At 72.9% G+C, this 25045-nt stretch carries 18 protein-coding genes and 1 pseudogene; 10 read left to right on the plus strand and 9 right to left on the minus strand.

The window, feature by feature from the left end:
- Positions 1–115: 115 nt before the first annotated feature.
- The 3 genes from LCH29_RS26460 to LCH29_RS26470 form a co-directional block, all read right to left on the minus strand.
- Positions 116–1789, minus strand: a complete 1674-nt coding sequence (locus LCH29_RS26460) for a serine/threonine-protein kinase (RefSeq protein ID WP_446464217.1) — start codon at positions 1787–1789, stop codon at positions 116–118.
- Between the two features lie 459 nt (positions 1790–2248).
- Complete coding sequence (locus tag LCH29_RS26465; protein WP_446464218.1) at positions 2249–3589, minus strand: M64 family metallopeptidase; 1341 nt, start codon at positions 3587–3589, stop codon at positions 2249–2251.
- A 260-nt stretch (positions 3590–3849) separates the two neighbouring features.
- Positions 3850–5190 (minus strand): alpha/beta fold hydrolase, encoded by a 1341-nt coding sequence (locus LCH29_RS26470; RefSeq protein WP_446464219.1) that lies wholly within the window; start codon positions 5188–5190, stop codon positions 3850–3852.
- A 79-nt stretch (positions 5191–5269) separates the two neighbouring features.
- Between LCH29_RS26470 and LCH29_RS26475 the strand changes: the two genes are divergently transcribed.
- The 3 genes from LCH29_RS26475 to LCH29_RS26485 all read left to right on the plus strand — a co-directional run bounded on the left by LCH29_RS26475 (position 5270) and on the right by LCH29_RS26485 (position 9054).
- Positions 5270–6706 carry a helix-turn-helix domain-containing protein gene (locus tag LCH29_RS26475; protein WP_446464256.1) on the plus strand — a complete coding sequence of 479 codons (1437 nt, stop codon included), beginning with the start codon at positions 5270–5272 and terminating at the stop codon, positions 6704–6706.
- A 489-nt stretch (positions 6707–7195) separates the two neighbouring features.
- Positions 7196–7864 carry a response regulator gene (locus tag LCH29_RS26480; protein ID WP_446464220.1) on the plus strand — a complete coding sequence of 223 codons (669 nt, stop codon included), beginning with the start codon at positions 7196–7198 and terminating at the stop codon, positions 7862–7864.
- Positions 7861–9054 (plus strand): sensor histidine kinase, encoded by a 1194-nt coding sequence (locus tag LCH29_RS26485; RefSeq protein WP_446464221.1) that lies wholly within the window; start codon positions 7861–7863, stop codon positions 9052–9054. Before LCH29_RS26480 ends, LCH29_RS26485 begins: the two co-directional genes overlap by 4 nt.
- Positions 9055–9240: 186 nt before the next feature.
- On the opposite strand, the gene LCH29_RS26490 is transcribed toward LCH29_RS26485, so the two are convergent.
- The gene (locus LCH29_RS26490) at positions 9241–9618 is read right to left on the minus strand and encodes an STAS domain-containing protein (protein WP_039938647.1); all 378 of its coding nucleotides are present in this window, start codon (positions 9616–9618) and stop codon (positions 9241–9243) included.
- 308 nt (positions 9619–9926) lie between these two features.
- On the opposite strand from LCH29_RS26490, the gene LCH29_RS26495 reads away from it, so the two are divergent.
- Positions 9927–10499, plus strand: a complete 573-nt coding sequence (locus LCH29_RS26495) for a sigma-70 family RNA polymerase sigma factor (protein ID WP_446464222.1) — start codon at positions 9927–9929, stop codon at positions 10497–10499.
- On the plus strand, positions 10496–11995 hold the full coding sequence (locus LCH29_RS26500; RefSeq protein WP_446464223.1) for a zf-HC2 domain-containing protein: 1500 nt from the start codon (positions 10496–10498) through the stop codon (positions 11993–11995). The genes LCH29_RS26495 and LCH29_RS26500 overlap by 4 nt, the downstream gene beginning before the upstream one ends.
- A gap of 19 nt (positions 11996–12014) precedes the next feature.
- On the opposite strand, the gene purU is transcribed toward LCH29_RS26500, so the two are convergent.
- Both purU and LCH29_RS26510 read right to left on the minus strand, forming a co-directional pair.
- Positions 12015–12884 (minus strand): formyltetrahydrofolate deformylase, encoded by an 870-nt coding sequence (gene purU / locus LCH29_RS26505; RefSeq protein ID WP_446464224.1) that lies wholly within the window; start codon positions 12882–12884, stop codon positions 12015–12017.
- Positions 12885–12951: 67 nt separating this feature from the next.
- Positions 12952–13452: an SCO4402 family protein gene (locus LCH29_RS26510; protein ID WP_446464257.1), complete on the minus strand. Its 501-nt coding sequence runs from the start codon at positions 13450–13452 to the stop codon at positions 12952–12954.
- A 118-nt stretch (positions 13453–13570) separates the two neighbouring features.
- Here LCH29_RS26510 and LCH29_RS26515 point away from each other — a divergent pair, with 118 nt between their 5' ends.
- Positions 13571–14890, plus strand: a complete 1320-nt coding sequence (locus LCH29_RS26515) for an ABC transporter substrate-binding protein (RefSeq protein ID WP_446464225.1) — start codon at positions 13571–13573, stop codon at positions 14888–14890.
- A gap of 2175 nt (positions 14891–17065) precedes the next feature.
- Here the strand turns inward: LCH29_RS26515 and LCH29_RS26520 are convergent.
- Positions 17066–18457: a transcriptional regulator gene (locus LCH29_RS26520; protein ID WP_446464226.1), complete on the minus strand. Its 1392-nt coding sequence runs from the start codon at positions 18455–18457 to the stop codon at positions 17066–17068.
- Positions 18458–18807: 350 nt separating this feature from the next.
- On the opposite strand from LCH29_RS26520, the pseudogene LCH29_RS26525 reads away from it, so the two are divergent.
- The 3 genes and pseudogenes from LCH29_RS26525 to LCH29_RS26535 all read left to right on the plus strand — a co-directional run.
- Positions 18808–19449: pseudogene (locus tag LCH29_RS26525) on the plus strand (bifunctional DNA primase/polymerase); the annotation flags it as partial.
- A 295-nt stretch (positions 19450–19744) separates the two neighbouring features.
- Positions 19745–20539: an ABC transporter ATP-binding protein gene (locus LCH29_RS26530; protein WP_446464258.1), complete on the plus strand. Its 795-nt coding sequence runs from the start codon at positions 19745–19747 to the stop codon at positions 20537–20539.
- The gene (locus LCH29_RS26535) at positions 20536–22215 is read left to right on the plus strand and encodes a transporter (protein ID WP_446464227.1); all 1680 of its coding nucleotides are present in this window, start codon (positions 20536–20538) and stop codon (positions 22213–22215) included. Before LCH29_RS26530 ends, LCH29_RS26535 begins: the two co-directional genes overlap by 4 nt.
- Before the next feature lie 132 nt (positions 22216–22347).
- Here LCH29_RS26535 and LCH29_RS26540 read toward each other — a convergent pair whose 3' ends face one another.
- Positions 22348–22701 carry an SH3 domain-containing protein gene (locus tag LCH29_RS26540; RefSeq protein ID WP_446464228.1) on the minus strand — a complete coding sequence of 118 codons (354 nt, stop codon included), beginning with the start codon at positions 22699–22701 and terminating at the stop codon, positions 22348–22350.
- Positions 22702–23060: 359 nt separating this feature from the next.
- Here LCH29_RS26540 and LCH29_RS26545 point away from each other — a divergent pair, with 359 nt between their 5' ends.
- Positions 23061–23690 (plus strand): hypothetical protein, encoded by a 630-nt coding sequence (locus LCH29_RS26545; RefSeq protein ID WP_446464229.1) that lies wholly within the window; start codon positions 23061–23063, stop codon positions 23688–23690.
- A 28-nt stretch (positions 23691–23718) separates the two neighbouring features.
- Here the strand turns inward: LCH29_RS26545 and LCH29_RS26550 are convergent, their stop codons facing one another.
- A complete protein-coding gene (locus LCH29_RS26550; RefSeq protein ID WP_446464230.1) occupies positions 23719–24603 on the minus strand; it encodes an alpha/beta fold hydrolase in 885 nt (294 codons plus the stop codon).
- Between the last annotated feature and the right edge of the window lie 442 nt (positions 24604–25045).

The raw sequence follows: 25045 nt of genomic DNA on the forward strand, positions 1-25045 counted from the left end.
CGACCGAGTAGGCCCACTACGAGGCCGATCCGGCGCCTTGCATCTGACCGCACCAGGACGCCTCGCTACCGGGCAAACCTTGACTGACGCGGCACTAGGCACCCCCTGGGGGTGCCTAGCCGCCGGTCCGGGTGAACGTGGCGACGGCCGTATCGAAGTAACGTTTCCCCTCGACCTTCTTCTCCACCGGGACGGAAAGCCACAGGTCGTACATCTTGCCGCCCTCGTTCCAGCTCAGATCGAAGGTCTGGCGCGAGCCGCCGTCATCGGCCGAACCGTCCCAGACGAACGCCCACAGCGCCGCCGGGTGCCCGTTCTGTGTGGTCTGGATGACCTGCCCGTTGCGGTAGCCCGGGTAGTCGCTCGGCCCCTGGGCGTCCGCCTCCCGGCTCACCGCCAGCGGGCCCCTCGGGTCCGGCTCCTGGGGGTGGATGCCGATGCGGAACTCCAGGCCGGGCGAGTTGTAGTAGACCCGGGGCGACTTGTCCTGGCGGGCGAAGCCCTTCGGCACGGCGAGCGAGAACCCGGCCGGGTCATGGACCAGTTCGTACCCCTCGGGCACCCCGCCCGACGGGCTCGCGTCCGACTCGGGGGACGTGGACGCCTTCGGACCGGTGGACGACTTCGGGTCGTCGGACGCCTTCGGGGACGCCGTCCGGTCGGTTTCCCGCGCGGCTGGTTCCGCGTTCGTGTCCTTGCCGGGGTCCTTCTCCGCGACCTGCGACGCGCCGCCGTCACCGGCCGTCGCGCCCTTGCCGCCGCCGTCCATCAGCGCCATCGTGCCCGCGCCCAGCCCGGCGAGGGCCACGACGGCGGCCACGGCGATCAGCACCGTACGGCGCTTGGGGGAAGGCTTGGTGGGGACGGTCGGGGCGACCGGGGTGCCCTGGCTGCCCGCCGGGGGCGCGAGCGGCGTGTTCGACTGCGTCGGGGTGCGCTCCACGCGGAACCCCGAGGTGTCCCCCGAGCCCAGGTACGTGCGCAGCGTCCGCGTCGCCTCGTCGGCGGTCAGCCGCGTGTCCGTATCGCGCCGCAACAGCCCCTCGATGAGCGGCCGCAGCGGACCGGCGGCCTCGGGTATGTGGATGTCCTCGTAGACGACGGCGTGCAGCACCCCCGCCACGGAGTCCCGGTGGAACGGCGACGCGCCGCCGACCAGCGTGCACAGCAGCACGCCGAGCGACCACAGGTCCGACTCGGGCCCGGTACGGCGGCCCGACATCCGCTCCGGCGCCGTGTACTCCGGCGAGCCCACGAACGCACCGGTCTCGGTGAGCGTCGTCGCCCCGTCGACCTGCGCGATCCCGAAGTCCGTCAGCACGACCCGCTCGGTGCCCGCCTCGACCAGCACGTTCGCCGGTTTGATGTCCCGGTGCAGCACCCCGCGCGCATGCGCCACCCGCAGCGCGTCCAGCAGCGCCGCCGCCACCCGGCCCGCCTCGTGCGGCGCGAGCGGGCCCTGCGCGCCCAGCCGGTCGGCGAGCGAGGCGCCGTCGACCAGCTCCATGACGATCCACGGATGGCCGTCCTGCTCCACGACGTCGTGCAGGACGATCACGTTGGGGTGCTTGATCTGCGCGACCGTACGGGCCTCGCGCAGCGCGCGTTCGCCCCGTAGCCGGTTGTCGGGCCCGGAGCCCTCGTCCACGTGGAGTTCCTTGACCGCGACATCGCGGCCCAGCAATTCGTCGACGGCCCGCCAGACCGTGCCCATGCCGCCGCGGCCGAGCCGCGAGACCAGCCGATAACGCCCGGCCAGCAGGCCGGTGATTCCCCCGGAGTTACCCATGGGCTCATCTTGCCTCACGGTTTCGGCAGCCCTTCCCCCGGTAGGCGCCTCCGGCGCCTTGTGGGATGAGCCGCGCGCCGGGGGAACGCGAGCGTGCGCGCTCGCCCTTGGGGGCGATTGAGCGGAGGGGGCGGATCGGGGATCGTGGAGCGTGCCGATGTTACAGGGGCGGACCGCGGCCGCCCCGCATCGACGAGCCAGCACCACCCTTGCGTGCGTCCGGCGCTCGGGTGCCCCCGTTCTTCCGGCCGGGGGCACCTCCCAGCGGTAGCTGGGGGCGAGCCGAAGGGGCGCGCCGCTGTCGAAAGGGAGACGCGCGCAGGGAGCGAGGTACGAGCGACCGAGCACGTCGACCGTCGACAGGGGCTGTTGCGCCCCGGAGGCGAACCGAGCCTCGAAAAAAAGGGGCCGCCCCGCGGCGGGGGTCCACGGGGCGGCGGTTCTAGGGGGCGGCGGACGTCAGCTGGTGACGCGGACCTTCCAGGTGCGGGAGGCGGTCAGCAGCTTGCGCAGCGCGGGATCCTTCACCGCGCGGGTGGTGTCCGCGGCCTTGGCGGTGACGGTGTGGGGCCTGCCGTCGGACGGGACGCCGAGCGACGCCGGGGTGACGGTCTTCTTGCCGCGGGCCGCGGTGACTTCGGCCCCGTCCACGTACCACTTCACCGAGGCGCCCTTCGGCACGCTCACCTTGAGGTCCGCCGCCCGGGCGACCGACGCGCCGGTGGGGGTGCGGCTGCTGAGCACGCTGGCGTGACGGTAGAAGCCCGCGATCATCGCCTCGCGCCCGGGGAGGCTGTACTCGCGGCCGAGCGTGCGCATGATCGAGTTTTCGGTGGGGCGGTTGAGGCCCTTGGGGTAGTAGCGGCTGCCCTCGTACGCGCCGACCGTGCCGCCGTCCGGTGAGGTCTGGCCGATCCAGCGGTACCACTTCCGCTTCTCCGCGGTGAGCTGGGCGGCGGTCAGCTTGGTGGCGTTGGGCTCGTCGGGTTCGGCGCCGGTGTAGGTGCCGTTCGCGGCGTACACGTACTCGTCGGCCAGGCCGCCGACCGAGTGACCGGTCTCGTGGACGGCGACCTGGTCGGAGTCGGGGTGGTCGGAGGAGGCGGTGGCGATGCCGTCGTAGCCGGCGCCGGAGCTGACCGCGTAGCCCGCGCCGCCGTACTTGGCGGAGTTGGACAGCACGACCACCAGGTCGGCCTCCGGCGCCTTCGCGGCGTACGACGCGACCTTGCCGGTGTCGACGCACAGCAGCCGCTCGGTGCCGTCGCACCAGAAGTAGGAGTCGAGGGCGGTGTCCTTGACGACGCCCTTGGACGGATCGCCGGAGACGCCGGACTGGTTGGAGACGGCGTCCACGGACCAGACGTTGAAGAGGTTCCGGTAGGCGGCGTACGGCTCGACGGCGGAGATCTGCGCCCATTTGGAGCGCACGTCGGCGTGGAAGTCGTCCTGCTGGGCGGCGGTGTAGCCGTCGCCGACGAAGACGACGTCGACCTTGTCGGCCGACGGGCCGTTCTCGATGACGGAGCCGACGTCGCCGTCGGCGGCCGTCTCGGCGGCGGAGAGCGCGCGGTCGCCACGGGTGAGCCGGGCGGGGGTGGCGGCCGGAACCTCGGTGTGCCGGGGGTGGGCGCCGGGGCCGGTGAAGTACTCCACCTCATGGGTGCGCTCGGCCCGCCCGGAAGCGGCGGACGCCGAAGGGGCGGCCGCCGAAGGGGCATCAGCAGACGCCGGAGGCGCGGCGGACGCGGTGGCCGCGGCGGCGCTCATGGCCGCGGCGACCACCGCCGTCAGCGCCACACCTCCGGCGACGACAGCGGAGCGTAAGGGTCTGTGGCGGCGTCGCCATATCCCTCTGCGCACGGGGGCTCCCGACGTGTGCTCCGTAAGCGGCCTGTTAAACACGATTAATTCGCGGCTCAACCTAAGGCCAAAGGAAGCCCCAAGCAACGGGAACCAGGAAAATCGCTAAAGAAATCGACCATCGGGCCCTATATGCGGGCCCACCGCCCACACCGGGGTGACGCTTCGTCACCCCGGCGCGCCACTGGGTCACCCCGTCACGCCGCTGCGTCCCGGGCGAGCCCCAGCAGCCGGTCCATGACCCGGCGGCCGCCCGCCCGTACCCCGTCGTGCTCGAACTCGTCCGTCACCCAGGTCCGCAGCCCCCGGATCGCGCGGGCGGTGGCCAGCGCGTGCGCGGTGTCCACGTACAGGTCGTCGTGGTAGATCGCGGCGGCCACCGGGACGGTGTTGCGGGCGAGCCGCTCCGGGTCGTACAGCGGGCCCCAGCCGGTGCGTTCGGCGAGCAGTTCGGCGGTGCGGCGCAGCGGGCGCAGCGCGGCGTGGGTGTCCAACATCCAGGGGTGGACGGTCTCTCCCGTCAGCAGGACGGGACGGTCCTCGGCGGCCGCCCGTACGGCGTCGAAGCGCGGGAAGGCGTCCCGTACGCGGTGCGCGGACCAGGCGGTGGCGCGGCCGTCCTGGGCGTAGATGGACTCGTGGAGCAGGGTGTACAGCGGGCTTCCGGCGCGGGAGAGCACGCCGGCGACCCGCTCGGCGAACGCGTCGGCGAGGCGCGGCCCGGAGGTGGTCTCCACGAAGGCGTCCTCCAGGAGGTGGTGGAGACGGTGCGATCCGTCGCCGGTGCCGAGCAGGATGCCGAGCTGCTGGAACGCCTCCGGGGTCAGCCGGGTGCCCTCCGGCAGCACCTCGTCGTGCGCGGCGAGGTGGCGGACGATGCGGCGGACGGTGTCCGCGTCGCCGGGGTAACGGTCGTAGTGGGCCAGGGTCTTGCGTTCCATCCGCGGATAGGCGGCCCGGTACACCTCGTCCGCGCCGGTGCCGAGCCCGGGCAGCCCGCCGGTGATGAGCACCGTGTCGAGCCCTTCGGGCGCGTACGACAGGTAGGTGACGGCGCAGAAGCCGCCGAAGCTCTGGCCGAGGACGGTCCAGGGGCGGCCGCCGGTCAGCCGGGACCGGATCAGCTCGCAGTCGCGGACGATCGAGTCGGCTCGGAAATGGGCCAGGTAGTCGGCCTGCTGCTCGGGGGTGCCGCGCAGCGGCAGGGTCTGGCGGGTGGCGGGGGTGGACCGGCCGGTGCCGCGCTGGTCGAGGAGCAGCACCCGGTATTCGTCGAGCGCGCGGTCGAGCCAGCCGGAGCGGCCCACCGGACGGTCGGCGCCGAAACCGGGTCCGCCCTGGAGGTAGAGCAGCCACGGCATCCGCTCGCGCTCGGCGTCCGAGACGTCCGCGGCGACAACCTCTCGGCCGTAAAGCCGGATCCGATCGCCTCCAGGAGCCTTATGGTCGAGCGGTACGTCGAAATGGTGGTCGGTGAGGAGCAGTCCCGGCTGACGGACGGTCGCCGTGGCGCCCGGCCCTTCCGGTGCTGTATCCATCGCCTGCTGCATCTTTTTAATCCTCACGTAAATGGACTTAGCCCGGCGCTTAAGTTACCGCCGGGGAGAAGAGGGCACGGTGGCCGAAAAGAGCGCCGGAGACGGTCGGGCGGCGGGGGCGGAGGGTACGGCGGAGATCGGGCGCCGGGTGCTCAGGCTGCGCACGGAACGCGGATTCACCCAGCGGCAGCTGGCCGAACCCGCGTACACCGCGGCGTATGTCTCGACGCTGGAATCCGGGAAGGTCCGCCCCTCCGAGGTCGCCCTGCGCCACCTCGCCGACCGCCTCGGGGTCACGTACGAGGAGCTGGCCACCGGCCGTTCCCCGCAGGACGCCACCCGGCTGCGCGCCGGACTCACCGACGCCCGGCGGACGCTGGCCACCGGCGACACCGAGGACGCGGCCGCCCGCTTCGCGGCGCTGAGCACCGAGGCCGCCCGGCTCGGCTTCCCCGACGAGCGGGCCGCGGCCCTGCTGGGGCTCGGCGACTGCGCCATGGAGACCGGCGAACTGACCACCGCCCGGGACCACTTCGAGGCCGCCGAGAAGCTGCTCGCCGACGAACCGCTGCCGCGCCGCGTCCCGGCGATCCGCGGCCGCGCCGTGGCCCATCTGCTGGCGGGCGAACTGCGCTACTCCTGCTATCTGCTGGAGAGCGCCATCGACGAGCTGAACGCCTGCGGGCTGCACGACCCGAACGCCCTGCTGCTGCTCTACACCGCCTCCATCGCCCCGTACATGGACATGGGGGCGCACGCCCGTGCGGTGCGCGCCGCCGAACTCTCGCTCGCGCTGGCGCCCAGCGTGGACAACCCGGAACTGGTCGCCCAGATGCACCGCGGGGTGGCCCGCACCCTGATAGCGGAGGGCCGCACCGCGGAGGCCGACGCGTCGCTGGCCAAGGCGCAGGAGCTGTACGAACAGCTGCGGCTGCGCACCGACCTGGCGCACTGCCACTGGATGCGCGGCTACGTCCACGCGCAGGACGGCGACCTGGAGCGCGCGGAGAGCGAACTGCGCATCGCCCGCGACATGCTGGCGTCCAAGCGGGCCGCGCTGTTCACCATGCAGGTGGAAGTGGAACTGGCGGACGTGCTGCGACGGCGCTGCCGCACCGCCGAAGCGGAGGCACTGCTGCGGCCCCTGCTGACGGCATCCGACGGCGATCACAGGCCCGACGGCGATCAAGGGGCCTCCCGGGAGACGGTCGAACTCACCGCGGAGCGCGGCGCGGTGCACGCGGGCGGCGCCCACCGGCTGCTCGGGCTGATAGCCGACGAGCGCGGCGACGCGGAGGGGGCGGAGGAGCACTACTGCGCGGCCCTGTCGCTGCTGGAACGCACCGGCGCCGCCGGTGACCTGGCCGACCTGTGCCGGTTGCTGGGCGATCTGCTGCGGCGCGAGGGGCGGTTGGAGGCCGCCATGGACGCGTACCGCACGGGCCTCGGCCACCGGGCCGCCCCGGGCACCACCACGCTGGGCCCGGCCCCGGCCGAACCGCCCATCGGGCACTGAAGCGCAGGCGGGCACCGATCGCGGGTGGGGCGGTTGGTGCGCCCGCCGGGCCGGGGCCGCTCGGGGTTGGTCAGGCCCCGACGGGCCGGTCCTCCCCCAGCGAGGGCCGGTCGGCACGGCACGGCGGGCGGGTCAAGGGGTGAACAGGCCGCCGCGTGTGGGGGTCGCGGCGGCCTGTCGAGCGCCGTAACGCCCCGCTTCGAGCCCCGTACCGCGGCCGGTTTCGGCCACGGCGGTCACGGCGCGCCGAGAGGCCGTATGACGCGCTGAGGGGGCGAGGGGTCGGGTGTACCCCGCGGAGTGGTGCGGCATGTGATCCACTGTGCCCGGCCGCGGACGCGGTGGACATCCGTCCCTGGTCTTCCCTCGCCCCCCGCCGATCGGAGGGGTGATCCCCCCAACAGGGCGGAGGAGACCACTCCATAACGGTGCGCCGATGCGGCAGGCTGTGCGAACAATGCGCATGACAGCTACGGGAGGGAGCGGCCGGTGATCCGTGTTGCGGTGGTCGACGACGAGGCGCTCGTACGATCCGGCCTGCGGCTGATCCTGGGCACAGCCCCGGACATCGACGTGGTCGCCGACTGCTCCGGCGGAACGGCGGTCGAGACCGTGCTCGGCAGCGAGGCCGACGTGGTGCTCCTCGACATCCGCATGCCCGACGCCGACGGGCTCACCGTACTCGGGCAGTTGCGGGCCGCGCCCCGCTCCCCCACCGTCGCCATGCTGACCACCTTCGACGCCCAGGAATACCTGACCGCCGCGCTGCGCGCCGGGGCGGCCGGATTCCTCCTCAAGGACACCGACCCGGAGCAACTCGTCCGCGCCGTACGCACCCTCGCCCAGGGCGGCAGCGTCCTCGACCCGGGCGTCACCGGGGCCGTCATCGGCGGCTACCTCGCTGCCGAGGCCGAGGCCACCGCCGCCACCGCCGTCGACGCCCTCACCCCGCGCGAACGCGAAGTGCTCGCGCTGCTGGGCGAGGGGCTGGCCAACCCGCAGATCGCCGAACGGATGGGGCTCGCGCCCAGCACCGTCAAGGACCATGTGCGGGCCGTGCTCGGCAAGCTGGGCGGGCTCAACCGGGTGCAGGCCGCCATCGTCGCCGACCGGGCCGGGCTGATCACCAGCCGCCCGGGGGCGGGCGGACCCCGGTGACCGCGGCCTCACCCGCCCCGCCCGCCCCGCCCGCGTCACCCGCGTCCTGGCGGCGGAGGCTGCCGGGGTGGGCGCAGCGGTGGGGGCCGCTGCTGATACCCGTCGTGTTCGCCGTGGCCGACGCGCTGCTCGTCAACGGCGTCACCCCCGGCCTGGAGCTGAACGTCTCCCTGGTCGCGGCGGCCGCCCTGCTGCTGCGCCGCCGCTTCCCGGCGCCGGTCTTCCTGGTCACCCTGCCCGGCATCCTGATCGGCTACATCTGGTTCGCGCCGATGATCGCGCTCTACACGGTGGCCGAACGCCGCCCCGGTCCACGGCTGCTCGGTGTCTCGGCGCTGCTGCTGGCCGCCGCGCACTTCGTCCCGTGGCCGGTCTCCGACTTCGAGCCGACCGCGTACCGGGAGAACACGCTCACGCTCATCGACGCGTGCATCACCTCCGTCGGCCCCATCGCCCTGGGCCTGCTGGTGCGTACCCGGGGCGAACTCGCCGCCCGCCTCGACGACCTGACCCGCAGCCGCCGCCGCGCCGACGAACTGATCGCCGAGCAGGTGCTGAGCACCGAACGCGCCCGGCTCGCCCGCGAGATGCACGACGTCGTGGCCCACCAGGTCAGCCTGATCAGCCTCCAGGCCGGGGCGGTGCAGATCAGCGCGGACGACGCGCAGGCGCGGGAGGGGGCGCGGACGATCCGCGAGCTGTCCGTACGGACGCTGGACGAACTGCGCCACATGGTCGGCATCCTGCGCGCCGCGGGCGGCGACCTCGAACAGCTCACCCCACAGCCCCGGCTGGCGGACCTGCCGCGGCTGATCGAGCTGAGCGCGCTGGACGTGGCGTACGAGGAGGCCGACGACGCACGGCGCACGGGTCGGCCGGAGGCGGTGGAGCGGGCCGCGTTCCGCATCGTGCAGGAGGCGTTGACCAACGTGCGCAAGCACGCGCCGGGAGCACGGGTGACGGTACGGGTCATGGAGGCGGCCGCCGAGGGGCGGGGCCTGCGGGTGGAGGTCCGGAACGGCCCGCCGGACGCCTCCGCCGTGGCGCCGGGTCTGCCGGGCGGCGGCCACGGGCTGGTGGGGCTGCGGGAACGGGCGGTGCTGCTGGGCGGCACGCTGCGGGCGGAGCCGACGGAGGAGGGGGGCTTCGTGGTACTGGCGGACTTTCCGAAGGTGCCACCGCGGGCGTAGCCCTCCAACCCGGCCGGCGTTCGAGGCCACGCCCGAAGGGCGTCCGGGGTCCGGGACTTGCCCCGGTTCGGGAAGGGGCGGGGTGGGGTGGGGAACGAACCCCCGCGCCCTGGCACCCGGCCGGAACCGGAACGGTCGGCTTCGGACAGGAAGAGCCGACGTCGGAGTTGTCGGGCGGCTACGCCGCTACGCCGAGAGGGAGTCGGCGGTGTTCCGCTCGCCGTCGTCCGGTTCCGTCGCCACCATCAGGTTGGGATAGACGTCGAACAGGCGGCGGACGCCCAGGGCCGCGAGGACGCGGTGCACATGGGAGCCGTGGGCGGCGTCCTGCGGCGGGAGGATCAGTCTGAGCTTGCCCGAACACGACCGCATCAGGCGGCGCGCGGCGATCAGGACGCCGACACCGCTGGAATCGCAGAAGCGAACCTCGGAGAGGTCGAGCACCAGTGAGTGGCGGCCCTCGGCGACCGCGTCGTGGACGTGCTGCCGGACTGCGGGCGAGGTCACGAGGTCCATCTCGCCGGAGACCTGTAGGACGACCCACTCCCCCCGTCCGTCCTCCATCACCTTCAACGTCACGCGCTCGAAGCCCTTCGCTCGCAGCTAACCGGAATTTGCTGTTCCAGGGCGGCTGCCCGCCCGGCACCGCATAAAACTCCCCCTGTCTCACGCCATAGGAACGAGCCTATGCCCCGCCGAAGCGTTTCGTCCCACCGCTCCTGCACACCGTGACCGGCCCAATACCATCCGCAGCCGCGTCGTGCCGCACTTTGCCGCATGGAGGCGCGCTGTGTCAGCCCCCGGCACTACATTCGATATGAAGGTGGGCATAGTGCCAGGAGACCCGGCCGACGAACAGGGATGGGGGCCGCATGGCGAACGACGCACCGCCCCGCTGGGACCGCAGGATGCAACAGCGGCTGGCGCGCGGCGAAGCCGCCGCGCTCGGCGAGCTGTACGACCGCTTCGCCTCCCTCGTCCACCATCTCGCCCATCGCGTCCTGGAGGACGAGGACGCGGCGGACCGCATCACGCGCGAGGTGTACGCCTACGTCTGGGAGAACCCGGACGCGTACGACCCCAAACAGGGCTCCCTGCGCTCCTGGATCGCCACGCTCGCCCACCGTCAGGCGGTGCACCGGCTCCGGTCGCAGACCGCCGGGGACGGCGAGGGCGGCGACGACGTCGCCGTCGAGGAGCGCATCCGCGACGCCTCCGTCGCGGCCCGCGCCGACTACATCGTCACCTCCATGCCCGCCCCGCTGCGCGCCGCCCTGGAGCTGGCCTACTTCGACCGCCGCGACTACCGCCAGGCCGCCGCCGCACTCGGCGTGACCGAGGACGAGGCCAGGCGCCGCCTGCGGCTCGGACTCCAACTGCTGTCCACGGCCTACGTCCCGCCCCCGCGCGCCATGGCGCCTCCCGGTTACGGGCGGGCGCTGTGAGCGGCGCGGGCGGCCCGGAGCGGTACGACCCCGGCGACATTCCCGAGTACGGCCACGGTGGCCACCGCGGCGAGGGCTCCGGAGACGGGTCCGGAGACGGGTCCGGAGATGGCAGGGACGGGCCCGGCAACCCGTCGGGCACCCCATCCGAACCGGCCGGGCCGCCCCGCATCCCGACTCCGCGCAACGCCGCCGAGGACACCAGCGGCTGGCCGGGCCTCCTGCCGCTGCTGCCCGAACCGGAGCCCCCGGAGAGCCCGGAGAGCCCGGAGGAACCGGAAGGCCGGGAACTTCCGGAAGAGGCGGAAAGCCCCGAAGAACCGCATAGTCCGGAAAATCCCGCCGGGACATCTGCGGTGCCGCGGCAAACCGACACGCACCGACCGCCCTCCCATGACGTCCTGCGGTCGCTCCTCGGCGCCTGGGCGCTCACCGCCTGCTCCCCCGACGAGACGGCCGCCGTCGAGGCCCACCTCAACCACTGCACCTCCTGCGCCGAGGAGGCCCTGCGGCTGCGCGAGGCCGTCGGGCTGCTGCACGCCGAGCACAACCTCGACCTCGACCCGCTGCTCCGCTCCCGGGTGCTGGCCGGGTGCCTCGGCCGCCGCCCCGCGCGGATACCGGTGCCCGGCTGGGCCGCCGCGTACGACGCGGAGGCCGCCCGGCTGGACGCGCTGCTGCGGGACATGGGCGAGGCCGAATGGCGCGCTCCGGTGCGGCTCACGTGGTACGACGGCCGGCGGCTCACCGGCCGGGACACCACCGTCGCCGGAGTGATCGGGCACCTGATGGTGGTGGACGGCGTCGTCGCCGCGTCCCTCGGGCTGCCCGATCCGCTCGGCGACCACGCCCCCGGCTCGCCCGCGGCCCGTACGGAGGCGTACTGGCACGCGGAGCCCGACGCCGCGGGCGGGACCGGGCCGTCCACCCTGCTGCGGGAGTTGTGGCGGGAGCAGGGGCACGCGCTGGTCCGTACGGTGTCGTTCGCCGGGCGCGGGGCCTCCGATCTCTCCGTCCCGTTCGGGGACTTCACCCTGCCGGTCCGCGACGCGTTCCTGGACCGCGCCTTCGAGTGCTGGGTGCACGCCGGGGACATCGCCGAGGCCGTCGACTACCCGTATGAACTCCCCGGCTCCGCCCACCTCAAGGCCATGATCGACCTATGCGTCCGGCTGCTGCCCGAGGCGCTGGCCCAGCGGCGCCGCGCCGGGCTCGCCGCCCCGCCGCGCCGTCTGGTCGAGGCGGGAGCCCCGGGCCGTACGCTCCATCTGGAGGTCGAGGGCACCGGCGGCGGCAACTGGTACATCCCGCTGGACTCCCCGGCCGCCGTGGGCACCGCGGAGGAGGCGGTGGCCCACATCGCGCTCGACCCGGAGACGTTCTACCAGCTGGCCGCCGGACATGTGCCGCCACAGGAGGCGGCGGTGGGGCAGCTGGGGGACGTGGAGGCGATCCGCGACGTGCTGTTCGCGACGGCCTCGCTCTCACGGCTGTAATCAGCCGTATCCGGCGTGATCAGCCGAAGACGACCGTCCGGTGGCCGTTCAGCAGCACGCGGCGCTCGCTGTGCCACTTCACCGCGCGGGCCAGTGCCTGGCACTCCACGTCGCGACCGACCGCGACCAGCTGGTCCGGGGTCAGCTCGTGGCCGACGCGCTCGACCTCCTGCTCGATGATCGGGCCCTCGTCCAGGTCGGCCGTCACGTAGTGCGCCGTCGCACCGATCAGCTTCACCCCGCGCGCATGGGCCTGGTGGTACGGCTTGGCCCCCTTGAAGCTCGGGAGGAAGGAGTGGTGGATGTTGATGATCCGGCCGGACAGCTGCTTGCACAGGTCGTCCGAGAGCACCTGCATGTAGCGGGCCAGCACCACCAGCTCGACGTTCTCCGCCCGCACCAGCTCCAGCAGCTCGGCCTCGGCCTGCGCCTTGGTGTCCTTCGTCACCGGGATGTGCCGGAACGGGATCCCGTACGAGCCCACCAGCTCCTGGAAGTCGGTGTGGTTGGAGACCACCGCCGCGATCTCCACCGGGAGCGCGCCGATCCGGGAGCGGAAGAGCAGGTCGTTCAGGCAGTGCCCGAACTTGCTGACCATCAGCACGACGCGCATCTTCTGGTCCGCCCGGTGGATCTGCCAGTCCATCCCGAAGGACTCCCCGACCGCCGCGAAGCTCGCCCGCAGGTCCGCCACCTTCACCGGGGAGACGGCGCGGAAGTGCACCCGCATGAAGAAGAGCCCCGTGTCGCGGTCCCCGAACTGCTGGCTGTCCTCGATGTTGCAGCCGGTCATGAAGAGGAAGCTCGACACGGCGTGCACGATGCCCTGCTTGTCCGGGCAGGACAGCGTGAGGATGTACTGGTCGGGAACAGAATGCGACTCGCTCATGACTCCATAGCGTCGCACACCCGCGACACCCCTCAGGACCGTCGCCGCCAGGGGGGCGCCTTGCCCCCTAGGCGACCCGCGTCATGATCGACAGCACCTCCAGGGTGCGCGGCGGCACATCCGGGTCCTCGCCGTCGTTGGTGGCCAGCCGCACATGGGCGTCGCGGGCCGCCCGCACCGCCTCCGGCCAGGCGTGGTGTTCGAGGTACGCCGAGACCGGCGCGTCCGCGCCGACCTGGTGCAGGATCCTCAGGACCCGCAGCACGGCGACGTCGACGAGCGCCGCCTCCTGGGAGTCGCGGAAGATCGTTCCGACGTACTTCTCGGCGGACCAGTTGTCCAGCCAGGTGTCCTCGACCAGCCGGTAGACCGCGTCGGTGACGTCGCCGTATCCGGATTGCCCGGCCAGCCAGCACTCCTGCTGGAAGACCGGGTCAGAGAGCATGTGCAGCCCCGAGCGCACATTGGTACGCCAGCGCCACCACGGCATGTCGTTGACAGGCATACCGCCCATGGTGGTCGAGCGATGGCCGCGACGGGAAGACTTCTCCGAACCTTGCACAGTGATCGATCGTACGTTCTTCACACACGGGGACGCATCGACCCCCGGGTGTTCACCTTCCCGATACCCGCGCGTTCCCCGGCGGAGCGGAGGTGTTCCGCCCGGAGCACCAAGCTCCCTTACCATGAGCCGACGGCGACGCCCCTTCTCCCGCCCCCTCCGAGCAGCCGCCGTCACCGTACTGTGCACCGCTGCCGGCGCCTCCTCGCTGACCGGCTGCGGCTCGCTGCCAGGGATGGCGAAGGGGTCCGACAACAAGCCCATCGTCGTGATGACATGGGCCCCCGAGGGCACCAAGGCGACCAATATGCCGGGAATGCCCGCCATGGCGCAGGCGTACGCCCGCTGGGTCAACGCCAGCGGCGGCATCCACGGCCGCAAGCTCAAGGTGATCACCTGCAACGAGCGCAACGACTCGGTCCAGGCCGCGCGCTGCGCCCAGGAGGCGGGCAAGGCGAAGGCCGTCGCGGTCGTCGGCTCGTACAGCCAGCACGGCCGCTCCTTCACCTCCCCGCTGGAGGTCGCCGGAATCCCGTACATCGGCGGCTTCGGGCTGACCCAGGAGGAGTTCAACAGCCCGTACTCCTACCCGGTCAACGGAGGCCAGGCCACGCTGCTCGCGGGCAACGGCCGCCAGCTCGGCTCCCGCTGCGAACGCGTCTCGCTGGTACGCCCCGACACCATCGCGGGTGACGAACTCCCCGAACTCCTCGACGCCGGGCTCAAGGCAGCGGGCCGCAAGCCCGCCCACGACATACGCGCCCCCGAGGACGCGGGCGACTACAGCTCGCAGGCCACCACCGCCCTGGAGGACGTCGGCGCCGACAGCTCCCTGGGCTCCGCCGCCGCGGGCGCGAAGCTGGAGAACTCCTGCGTCACCGCCGCGCTCGGCAAGCGCACCGGCACCTTCTTCGACTCCTTCCGGCGCGTCCAGGAGGACCACCCGAAGGTGCGGATCGCCTCCATCATGGGCAGCGTGCGGCAGTCCCTCATCGACAGTACGGGCGGCAGCAACAGCCCGCTGGAGGGGACGTACGCCACGGGCTGGTACCCGGCCCCGGACGATCCGCGCTGGGGCCCCATGAAGAAGGTCATCAACAAGTACGCCTTCGACGACAACCGCATCGACCCCGACGACGCCGGAACCCAGACCACCTGGATCGCGTACACCGCGCTGCGCTCCGTGCTGATGTCCCTGAGCCCGGACGGCATCAGCGCGCGCACCGTGCGCAACGCGCTGGACCACGGCCACAAGGTCGACACGGGCGGGCTGACGCCCCCGCTGCGCTGGGGATACGACGACCCGCTGAACGTGCCGGACTACCCGCGCATCGTGAACGCCGACGTCACCTACCAGGTGGTGCGCGACGGGCGGCTGGTCGCGGTGCGCAAGGGGTTCGTCGACGTGGCGAAGACGCTGGAGCGGTACGGCCCCCGGGACTGATCACCGTGGAGTGATCACCGCGGGGACCGGCCCGTCTCCGCTCACAGCTGGGTGGCCTCGTGCTTGGTGAGGCCGTACTTCCCCGCGAGCGGGTTCCACAGCTCGGCCGCCTTCCGCTTGGCCGCGGTCGCCTCGCCGCTGGCCCGCTCGGCCGCCCCGACCCGCCCGGTCCGGCGGGCCTGGCCCTTGGCACAGCCCTTCTTGCCGCGGGCCTGATCGGCCCACGCCGCGTACTGGTTGTCGGCCTGCGCGGAGGACTTCCACGCCGTGGTCAGCGACGCGGTCAGCTGGGCATGGTTCGGCAGCTTGTCGACGGTCAACTTGCCCAGCCGGGTCACCAGGTCGTTGCGCTGACGGGCGGCCGTCCGCAGGTCCGAGGCGGCCTTGGGCAGGGCCTTGCAGGACTTGATGTTGTTCACGGCGTTGATCACCGCCGAGCGGCTGTTGTTGCTGTCCTTGAGCAACGCGTCCAGCGCCTTCGCCTGCGGCTCCGCGGGATCGGCCGTCTTGGACGGCTCGTCCTCGGCGGCGCTCGGCTCCGAGCTGCCCAGCGTCGTGTTGTCGTCCTTCTTCTCGTCGTCACCGCCCGCGCTGAGCGCGGCTCCGGCGGCGAGCCCGGCGATCCCGCAGCCCGCGATCACGATGCCGATGAGCACGGCGGGCGACATCCGGCGACGGCGCCCGGCGCGGGCGCCCCGGCCACCGTGCCCGCCGCCGCTGTCCGCCGGGGCCGGGGCGGTGAACTGCGGCAGCTGCTGCGTCTCGCCGGGGGAATCGGCACCGGCGCCCGCGGCGCCCTCGGCCCGGAACAGCCCGTCGAACTCGGAGGGCGGCGGCCGGTCGCCCGGACGGCCGGGGCGGATCGCGAAGGGGGAGGCGGTGGGCTTCGGCGGCTGCTGCTGTTGTTGCTGTTGCTGCCGACCGCGCCGGGACCGAGCGGCCTGCGGCGGCGCGGCGGCCGGGACCGGGCTCGGCAGGACGGCGGTCTCCTCGGCGGCCCCCGCCGGTGCGGCGGGCGGGGGCTGCTGTCCGCGGCCCCGGTGGGCGCCCCGGCCGGGGCGCACCGTGCGCAGCTGGGTGGTGGACTCGCCGGGCGCCTCGGCCTTGGCGGGCTGGTTCTCGGGCGGCAGCGGCGCGCGGGCGGACGGCTGCTGCGGGGACTGCGGGGGCGGGGGCTGCGGGGGCGCGGCCTGCCCGGCGCCGGGCACGGGGGGCAGGTACTGGGTCGCCTCGGCGTCGCCCGCGGGCTGCGGCGGCAGCATCTGCGTCTCGTCGGCGGCACCGGCGTACGGCTGCGGCTGCGGCTGTCTGTCCGGCAGCGGCTGCGGTGACGCCTGCGGCTGTGCGTACGCGGCGGGCTGCGGCGGCTGCGGCAGCTGNGGCTGCTGCGGCTGCTGCGGCTGCTGCGGCTGCTGGTACGCGGGCGGCTGCGAGGCCTGCGACTGCTGCGGCGGCTGGGGCTGTGCGTACGCGGGCGGCTGATGCTGCTGTGGCGGCAGCGGCTGTTGCGGCGCCCAACCCTGCGGCGTCCCGGCGGACTGGTCCGGCCGCGCTTGCGGCGGGCCGTACGACTGCTCCGGCCCCGGCTGCGGCGCCCCGAACGACTGGTCCGGGGACCCGAACGGCTGATCCGGGCCCGGCGGCGGCCCGTACGGCTCCCCCAGCGCCTGCTGCGGCGCCCCGAACGACTGCTCCGGCCCCTGCGGCGGGCCGAAGGACTGCCCCGGCTGACCGTACGGCGCGCCCTCGGGCGGCAGCGGGCCCGCGCCCGCGGGAGGCCCGGCGGGCGCGGGCGGTGAGCCGGGCCCGGCAGGCGCGGCGGGAGCGGGGGCGGGCGGCCCCTGCGGTGCGTCCTGGGGCCCCCAGGGCTGGCCCCACGCCTGCCCACCGGCGGGGGCGCCGTGCTGCTGTCCCGAGGGCGGCGTGGACTCCGAGGGCTCCGAGGGCTCCGAGGGCTCCGAGGGCTCCGAGGGCCACTGGCCGCCCTGAGCGGGCAGTACGACGCCCTCACGGACCGCAGGCAGCTGCGGCTCGTTCCCCTGTCCGCTCTGCGTCACCGGGTCTCCTTGAAGAAGCGATTACCGAATCGTCGGCTCACGCTACCGGTTACCCGCAGGGGTATGAGCCCGCCGGAGGGAGAGACTGGTCACCGGCGGCAGGGGCGTCAGGAGGGGCTCAGGCCGCCTGCACCTCCAGCCTCGCCCCGAACTCCCGTACCACCGGCTCGTCCCGGTACGGCTCCAACCGCTGCTGGAAGTCGTCCAGATACTCCGCCCCCCGGTTGGAGCGCAGCGTCTGGAGCAGATCCACCGCCTGGCCGCCGACGTGGCACGCCTGCTCCACCTCGCGGCCCTGGACGTGCGCCGTGGCCAGCAGCAGCAGCCCGATGGCGCGGCGCCGCACCCGGCCCTCCGGGTGGCCCGCCAGGGCCTCTTCGGCACGCCGCCGGGCGGGCTCGGCCTGGCCCAGATCGCGGTGGCAGTGGGCGAGTTCGTCGGCCAGATAGGCGTGGTCGAAGTGCTGGATCCACGGCGGCTCGTCCCCGGAAGGACCGCCGCTGCCCAGCGCCCGCTCCATCGCGTCCAGGGCGCGCCCGGCCGCGTGCTGACAGGCCGGGGCGTCCCCCATCAGCGCGTGCCCGCGCGCCTCTGCGGCCAGGAACATCGACTCGGCGCGCGGCGGCACCTGGCCGCGCGAGCCTTCCTGCGCGGCCTTGGCCAGCTGCGCGATCTCCCGGGGGTTGCCCAGCTGGGCGGCGAGATGGCTCATGCTGGCGGCCAGCACGTACCCGCCGTATCCCCGGTCCCCGGCGGCCTGGGCGAGCCGGAGCGCCTGGATGTAGTAGCGCTGGGCGAGCCCGGACTGGCCGGTATCGATCGCCATGTACCCGGCCAGCTCCGTCAAGCGGGCGACCGCCGCGAACAGTTCGCGCCCGACCGACTCCCGGTAGGACCCGGCGAGCAGCCCGGAGACCACGCTGTTGAGGTAGTGGACGACGACGGGCCGCACATGGCCGCTCCCGTAGCGGTGGTCCAGCTCGACCAGCGCGTCCGTGGTGGCCCGCACCGCGGCGACGTCGGAGCGCCCGACGCGGGCCCCGGCGGTGCGCGCGACCTGCGCGTCCGCGCCGGTGATCAGCCAGTCGCGGCTGGGCTCGACGAGCGCAGAGGCGGCGACCGTCGAGCCGGTCAGGAAGTCGCGGCGGCCGACATCGCTGCGCCACAACTCGCAGACCTGCTCTATCGCGCCGAGGACGGTCGGCGAGAACTGAAGCCCCACGCCCGACGCCAGGTTCTTGCCGTTGGCCATGCCGATCTCGTCGATCGTGACCGTACGACCGAGCTTGCGGCCGAGCGCCTCGGCGATGATGCCCGGTGCGCGGCCCCGGGGCTGCTGACCGCGCAGCCACCGGGCGACCGACGTCTTGTCGTAGCGCAGATCGAGACCGTGCTCGGCACCGCACATGTTGACCCTGCGGGCCAAACCGGCATTGGAGCACGCGGCTTCCTGAATGAGCGCTTGCAGCCGTTCGTTCGGCTGTCGCGCCACAAGCGGCCTAGCGGCCATGGTTTTACCCCCAGTGACTGCTGTGCGTTCTCGGCGGATGCCGTCCCTGTTGATCAGTTCCCCGCGGGTATCGCAGGTATACGGCGAATGCGGAACTTGCCCGTATTGACCACATAGACCGCTTGGTTCACGTACGTGCGTACGGCCGCGCCAAAACGCCCTCGTACGCCTGTCACGCATGGTGGCTACCCGCTTACACAGCCGGAACCCCATACGCGCCCCCGGTCATGCACCCATGCGCCCCGGCGTGCCGTCACCGCGCGCCCTGGGGCGCGGCCATGCGCGCGGGTCCGTGGCCTCGGCCGTAACCCTTGTTGACGCCGGAAGTTGTCTTGGTCGTGGAAGAGACCATGGACGTGACAGGCACACCACATATTCCGAAGCAGCGCGGGGAACGGCTGCTCGACGCCGCGGTGCGCTACGCGGAGGAACGGCACTGGGACGTGCTCGCCGGCGCCTGGCTGGACACCGTGAAGGGCCTCCAGCGCTGCTCCTGCGGACAGGCCGACTGCCCGGCCCCCGGCGCCCATCCGACCGCCCCGGACTGGGTGAACCAGGCGACCGGCAGCCCGGTCGTGGTCCGGCGGATGTGGGCCCGCACCCCGGGCGCGTCGATCCTGCTGCCGACCGGCCGCACCTTCGACGCCCTGGACGTACCGGAGTCGGCGGGCTGTCTGGCGCTGGCCCGGATGGAGCGCCGCAACGTCGACCTCGGCCCGGTCACTTCCACCCCGGACCGCAGGATGCTCTTCTTCGTGCTCCCCGGCGCCGCCGCGAAGATCCCGGACCTGCTGCGGAACCTGGGCTGGCCGCCGTCCTCGGTCGACCTGGCCGCCCGCGGCGACGGGGACTACGTGGTCGCGCCCCCGACCCGGGTCGGACGGCACGGCCCGACCCAGTGGGCCCGTCGGCCGACCGCCGCCAACCGCTGGCTGCCGGACGCCGAGGAGCTGGTGAGCACGCTCGCCTACGCGTGCGGGCGGGAGACCCGCGGACGCGACACCGGTGGGCGGGAGTCCGGTGGACGCGAGACCCCCGGCCGCCACACCGGCGGACGCGAGACCCAGGGACGCGGCGGCCGGGAGCCCCGCGGGCGCGCGCCCCGGTCGTCCCGGGGCGCTGACGCGCCACGGCGCGCCTGACGCCTCTGGGCGCCGTCACAGGCCCCCCGTATCGTGGGCGCGGACGGGGACACGACCAGTCCCCGGACGAGCCTGATGTCGGGAGACGGGGATTCCAGTGCCGGACGCACACACGGACGCAGACGTACACACACCCGCCGAGGCGGTGGCCGATCCCGCCGCGCCACATCGGCGGCCGGCCGTGCAGGTGCGGGGTCTGTGGAAGCGGTACGGGGAGCAGATCGCGGTCCAGGGCATCGATCTCGAACTGCCCGCCGGGCAGTTCATCGGGCTCGTCGGCCCCAACGGCGCGGGCAAGACCACGACCCTCTCGATGATCACCGGTCTGCTGCGCCCCGACTCCGGCACCGTCGAGATCGGCGGGCACGACGTCTGGCAGGACCCGGCCGAGGTCAAGGCGCGGATCGGCGTACTGCCGGAGGGGCTGCGGCTGTTCGAGCGGCTCTCGGGACGCGAACTCCTCGCGTACACCGGGCGGCTGCGCGGACTGCCCGGCGACGAGGTCGACAAGCGCGCGACCCAGCTGCTGGACGTCCTGGACCTGGCCGGTGCGCAGAACAAGCTGGTCGTGGACTACTCGACCGGTATGCGGAAGAAGATCGGCCTGGCCGCCGCGCTGCTCCACAACCCGGAAGTCCTCTTCCTCGACGAGCCCTTCGAGGGCGTCGACCCGGTCTCCGCGCAGACCATCCGCGGCGTGCTGGAGCGCTACACCCGCTCCGGCGCGACGGTCGTCTTCTCCAGCCATGTCATGGAGCTGGTCGAGTCGCTGTGCGACTGGGTCGCGGTGATGGCGCGCGGCAAGATCCGGGCGCAGGGTGCGCTGGCCGACGTACGGGGCGACGCGCCGTCCCTCCAGAACGCGTTCCTGGAGCTGGTGGGCGCCCGCGAGCAGGGCTCCGGGGACAACCTCGACTGGCTCGGCGGCGGCGCCCGATGACGCTCACCGACCCCCTCGACGCCAAGGGCCCGCTCGACACCACGGCGCCCGCTCCCCCGCCGGTGCCCACCGGCTCGCTGCTGCCCGTCTTCGTCCAGCTGAAGCTGTCGCTGATGCGCAACGGGCTGCGGCAGTCCGCGGGCCGCCGCGCCGCGTACATCACCTCGCTCGTCATCACCGTCCTCTTCGCCGCCCTCCAACTGCTCGGCCTGGTGCTGCTGCGCGGGGTCGACGACGCGGACGCGCTGGTCACCGTGCTCACCGCGGTCCTCGCGCTGGGCTGGGCCGTGATGCCGCTCTTCTTCCCCAGCGGTGACGAAACCCTGGACCCCACCCGGCTGGTGATGCTGCCGCTGCGGCCCCGGCCGCTGATCGGCGCACTGCTGGTGTCCTCGCTGATCGGCGTCGGCCCGCTGTTCACGCTGACCCTGGTGGTGGGTTCGCTGGTCGCGATCGCGCACGGGGCGGCCGCCGCGGCGGCCGCCGTCCTGGCGGGCGTGCTGGCCGTGCTGACGTGCGTGGCGCTGGCGCGGGCGGTCGCGACCGCCAACACCCGGCTGCTGAGCAGCCGCAAGGGCCGCGATCTGGCGCTGCTGAGCGGTCTGTTCGTGGCGATCGGCGTGCAGTTCGTGAACATGGGCGTGCAGAAGCTGTCCGGCCAGGGCGGGCTCGGCGTGCTGCGGCCCACCGCGGACATCCTGCGCTGGGTGCCGCCCGCGTCGGCGATCGACGCCGTGCGGGGCGTGAGCGAGGGCGCGTACGGGCCCGCCGCCGCCCAGTTCGCCCTGAGCGCGGTCGCGCTGGCGCTGCTGATGTGGTGGTGGTCGCGCAGCCTGACGCATCTGATGACCGCGCCGGACAGCTCCACGATCCAGCAGGAGAAGCCCCGGCGGGGCGACGACGCGGCGGGCTCGTCCGCCGCCGAGCGCGGTGCGCTCGGCCGACTGCTGCCCGCGGGGCGCACCGGCACGGTCATGCTGCGGACCCTGCGGTACGCGGTGCGCGACCCCAAGGCCAAGGCCAGCTGGGTCAGCTCGCTGGGGGTCGGCCTGCTGATGCCGTTCCTCACCTCCGTCCAGGGCAACGGCAGCATCTACTGGTCGTGCTGGGCCGCCGGGATGCTGGGCATGCAGATGTACAACCAATTCGGGCAGGACTCCTCCGCCTTCTGGATGGTCGCGCAGACCATCTCCTCCCCGCGTGACGCCTATCTGGAACTGCGCGGACGGGCGTTCGCGGTGGCGCTGGTCGGGGTGCCGTACGTGCTCCTGGCGGTGGTGGGCTCGGCCGCCTTCCTGAAGAAGCCGGCGGCCGTCCCCGAAGCGCTCGGGCTCGCCTTCGGCCTGCTCGGCACGCTGCTGGCGACCGGCGCGATGGCCTCGGCGCTGCGCCCGTACTCCATCCCGCAGGACAGCGCCAAGAACGTGGCACCGGGGCAGGGTTCGCTCGCCTGGATGAGCCTCTTCGGCGGCATGATCGCGGGCACCCTGCTGTGCGCGCCGCTGCTGGGCCTGACGATCTGGCTGCACACGAGCGGGATGCACAGCCTGCTGTGGGTGCTGCTGCCGCTGGGCGTGGTGTACGGCGCGGCGATCGCGGAGACCGGTCTGCGACTGGCCGCGCCGCGGACGGCGGGGCGGCTGCCGGAGATCCTGGCGGCGGTGAGCAAGGGCTGAGCGCCCCTCCGCATGAGCTGAACGAGCGGCGCGGGAGCGGGACTGGTCAGGTCCCGCTCCCGCGCCGTTCCCCCCTCGTGCGCCGTACGTCTTGACGGAACGTATCTGCACGTCTTCGCGCGCCTTCGGCGGCTAGTCCAGGTACTTGCTGTAGACCCAGCCCCGGGTCCCGGGCTTGATGCCCGAGGTGGTCCGCTTGAGGATCTTTCCGTAGGACCAGCTCTTCATGAATCCGCCCAGACCGCCGGTACGGCAGAAGTACCGGAAGGAGTCTCCCCGGTACAGCGTCCCTTTCGCGTGGTACCTGCTTCCCGGTCCGGAACGGAATCTCGCACCACTCGTGACGACCTTGAAATTGACGTCCGGCGAATTGAACCGGCATGCCGACGAACCCACGGCGGATGCCGTGGGTGCCATCGCGATCGAGCCGCCCAGCATGAGCACCGCCGAGAGCACGACCATCGAGGCTTGATGTTTACGTTTCACGCGATCTCCCCCCGAGATCAGTGATTCCCCTAGTTCTTGTGCTAATGCGCGATGGCGCGTTGCTGAGCGTAGCAGCAGCCAATCCGCAAGCGCCGTACCGGGAGACGCCATTGATGCCACGAAGGTTGAATTCCGGATGGGAATACTTTCGTCCGCACCGCGGCAGGGCCCGGATCCGGCCACCGCCGCCCGCCGTGGCGGCATCCGCCACCCCCCGCAGCCCGCCCTCCTCCATCGCCCCGCTACTTCCACACACTCGCACTCAGGCCGTCACAGTACGCACACAGTTGACGACCCGGATACGGAATTCGAGCCCCTAGGATCATCGATCCGAGAAGGATCACGCTGGGGAGATCGACTTGCTGAACAAGACAACGTGGCCGCGCATCGCTACGCCCGTTGCCGTACTGGCCCTGGCTCTCACCGCCTGCGGATCTCCTGGGAAAAAGAGCCACACGTCCACGTCCCATAAGAACAAGCCGCATTCCCGCTTCAGCGCGCACAAGAACGGCGAGCGCGGTGCGAGTACGGCGGCGAAGGCCGTGCTGAAACCCGGGCAGTCCGCGTCACGGGCATTCAAAGAGGACACCGGCGTCAAGCCGTATTACTCGATCACCGCGCGGCGCGTCGACGTCGGAACCGCCGACGACGCCAAGTCCCTGGTCTCCAACCCGAAGGACGCCCGGGGCAAGGTCCCCGCAACCGGTTATGTGACGTACCGGCATATGGCCGGTGACACCGTCGAGGAATGGCCGCGGGTCGGCGACTACGCGGATGTGTACGCGGACGGGCAGCGCGGCGCGAAGGTCATCGGCGGTGACGCACCGAAGGGCTGCGCCGACTCGGACGACATCAAGAACTGGAAGGACGGCCAGAGCTACACCCTCTGCAACACCTTCCTCATCCCGGCGGACACGAAGCGGCTGGAGATCGCCTGGACCGAGATCGGCGGCAAGCCGTTCGTCTGGAAGTTCCCCGCGCGCCGCTGATCCGCGAACTACTCCCAGCTCGTCCGGACTACACCGGTCCGGGCTGCGCGGGGAGGGCCGCCGCGAGGAACGGCTCCACCGCGCGGCGCCAGCCGTCCGGCCGGTCGTAGTGGACCAGGTGGCCCGCGTCGGCCACCTCCGCGTACTCACCGCGGGGGAGGACGCGGACCATCTCCTGGGCCTCGGCGCGGCCCAGCTCGCCGTCCAGCCCGCGGACGACCAGGGTCGGGCACTCCACCAGGGCCAGCTCCTCCCAGTGCGCGTCATGCGCCCAGGCCGCACGCGCCTTCAGCATCTGGCGGCGGGAGAAGACGGGGCGCCAGCCGTCCGAACGCTCGGCCATGACCTCGGCGAAGAAGTCCCCCCGGGCGGGGTTCGGGCGCTCCAGCAGCGGATCGTCCTCGCCGAACCACCGACGGACGTCCGCCAGGGTCGCGAACGGCACCGGCCAGGACCGGAACCAGTCGCTCCATTCGCGCTGGGAGGCACCGCCGAGCGCCGAGGCCCGCATGTCGCAGATGACGAGGGCCCGCACCAAGTCGGGGCGGCGGGCGGCCAGCTGCCAGGCCGTCAGGGCGCCCATGGAGTGGCCGATGAGGGCGACCGGGCCCAATCCGAGCTGCTCGATGGCCGCCTCGGCGTCGTCCACGTACGTGCCGCGGTCGAACGGCCCTTCGGCGGGCTTCTCGCTGCGGCCGTGGCCGCGCTGGTCGAGGGCGACGGCCCGGTGCCGGGTGGCGAGCCAGCGGGCGGTCTCCGCCCAGTGCGCGGCGCGGCCCATCAGCCCGTGGAGCAGCAGCACCCCGGGGCCGCCGCGCGCCCCCGCGTGGCCTCCGGCCTTGGGCGGGTCCGTGAACTCCCAGGCCGCGAGCCGCACACCGCCGGCTCCGGTCACGTCGATGCGTCGCACCATGTCGTCTGGCACCTCCATCCCTCTCCCGAGCAACCCCCACCACCCCACAGTATCGAACTCATATTCGAACGCACCGCAAGTGCCGGGCAACACCCCTCATTCGAGTGACCGCCCTCAAGGATTGGTCGCCTCCGCCGAGGGGAGACAGCTAGCGGGAGGCGGACTACTCGGGGAAGGAAGTCCGCGGGGGATGACCCTGGGAGCTCGGGGCTCCGGGTCGCTACGGCCCCGGGTCGTAACGGCCGCGTTCGCGCGGCCCGTACGACCCGGGGCCCTTCGGGGGGACATGGGGAAGCAGGGCCCCGGCGCCTCATGGCACCGGGGCCCTCGTATGCGAACGCCCGCTCGGCATCGCTGCCGCCCGCCGGGCCCATAGGAGCCCCCTCCCCTGACCGCGAGCACGCTTGTGCATATGCGTCAGCGACAGGGTTGCACGGGTCGC

It is taken from the genome of Streptomyces sp. BRA346 (assembly GCF_052851135.1).

Bases quoted from the DNA above. Each gene is read 5' to 3' on its own strand.
- LCH29_RS26460 (WP_446464217.1), bottom strand. From the start codon at position 1,789: ATGGGTAACTCCGGGGGAATCACCGGCCTGCTGGCCGGGCGTTATCGG.
- LCH29_RS26470 (WP_446464219.1), bottom strand. From the start codon at position 5,190: ATGGATACAGCACCGGAAGGGCCGGGCGCCACGGCGACCGTCCGTCAG.
- LCH29_RS26490 (WP_039938647.1), bottom strand. From the start codon at position 9,618: ATGGAGGACGGACGGGGGGAGTGGGTCGTCCTACAGGTCTCCGGCGAG.
- LCH29_RS26495 (WP_446464222.1), top strand. From the start codon at position 9,927: ATGGCGAACGACGCACCGCCCCGCTGGGACCGCAGGATGCAACAGCGG.
- purU (WP_446464224.1), bottom strand. From the start codon at position 12,884: ATGAGCGAGTCGCATTCTGTTCCCGACCAGTACATCCTCACGCTGTCC.
- LCH29_RS26515 (WP_446464225.1), top strand. From the start codon at position 13,571: ATGAGCCGACGGCGACGCCCCTTCTCCCGCCCCCTCCGAGCAGCCGCC.
- LCH29_RS26520 (WP_446464226.1), bottom strand. From the start codon at position 18,457: ATGGCCGCTAGGCCGCTTGTGGCGCGACAGCCGAACGAACGGCTGCAA.
- LCH29_RS26535 (WP_446464227.1), top strand. From the start codon at position 20,536: ATGACGCTCACCGACCCCCTCGACGCCAAGGGCCCGCTCGACACCACG.
- LCH29_RS26550 (WP_446464230.1), bottom strand. From the start codon at position 24,603: ATGGTGCGACGCATCGACGTGACCGGAGCCGGCGGTGTGCGGCTCGCG.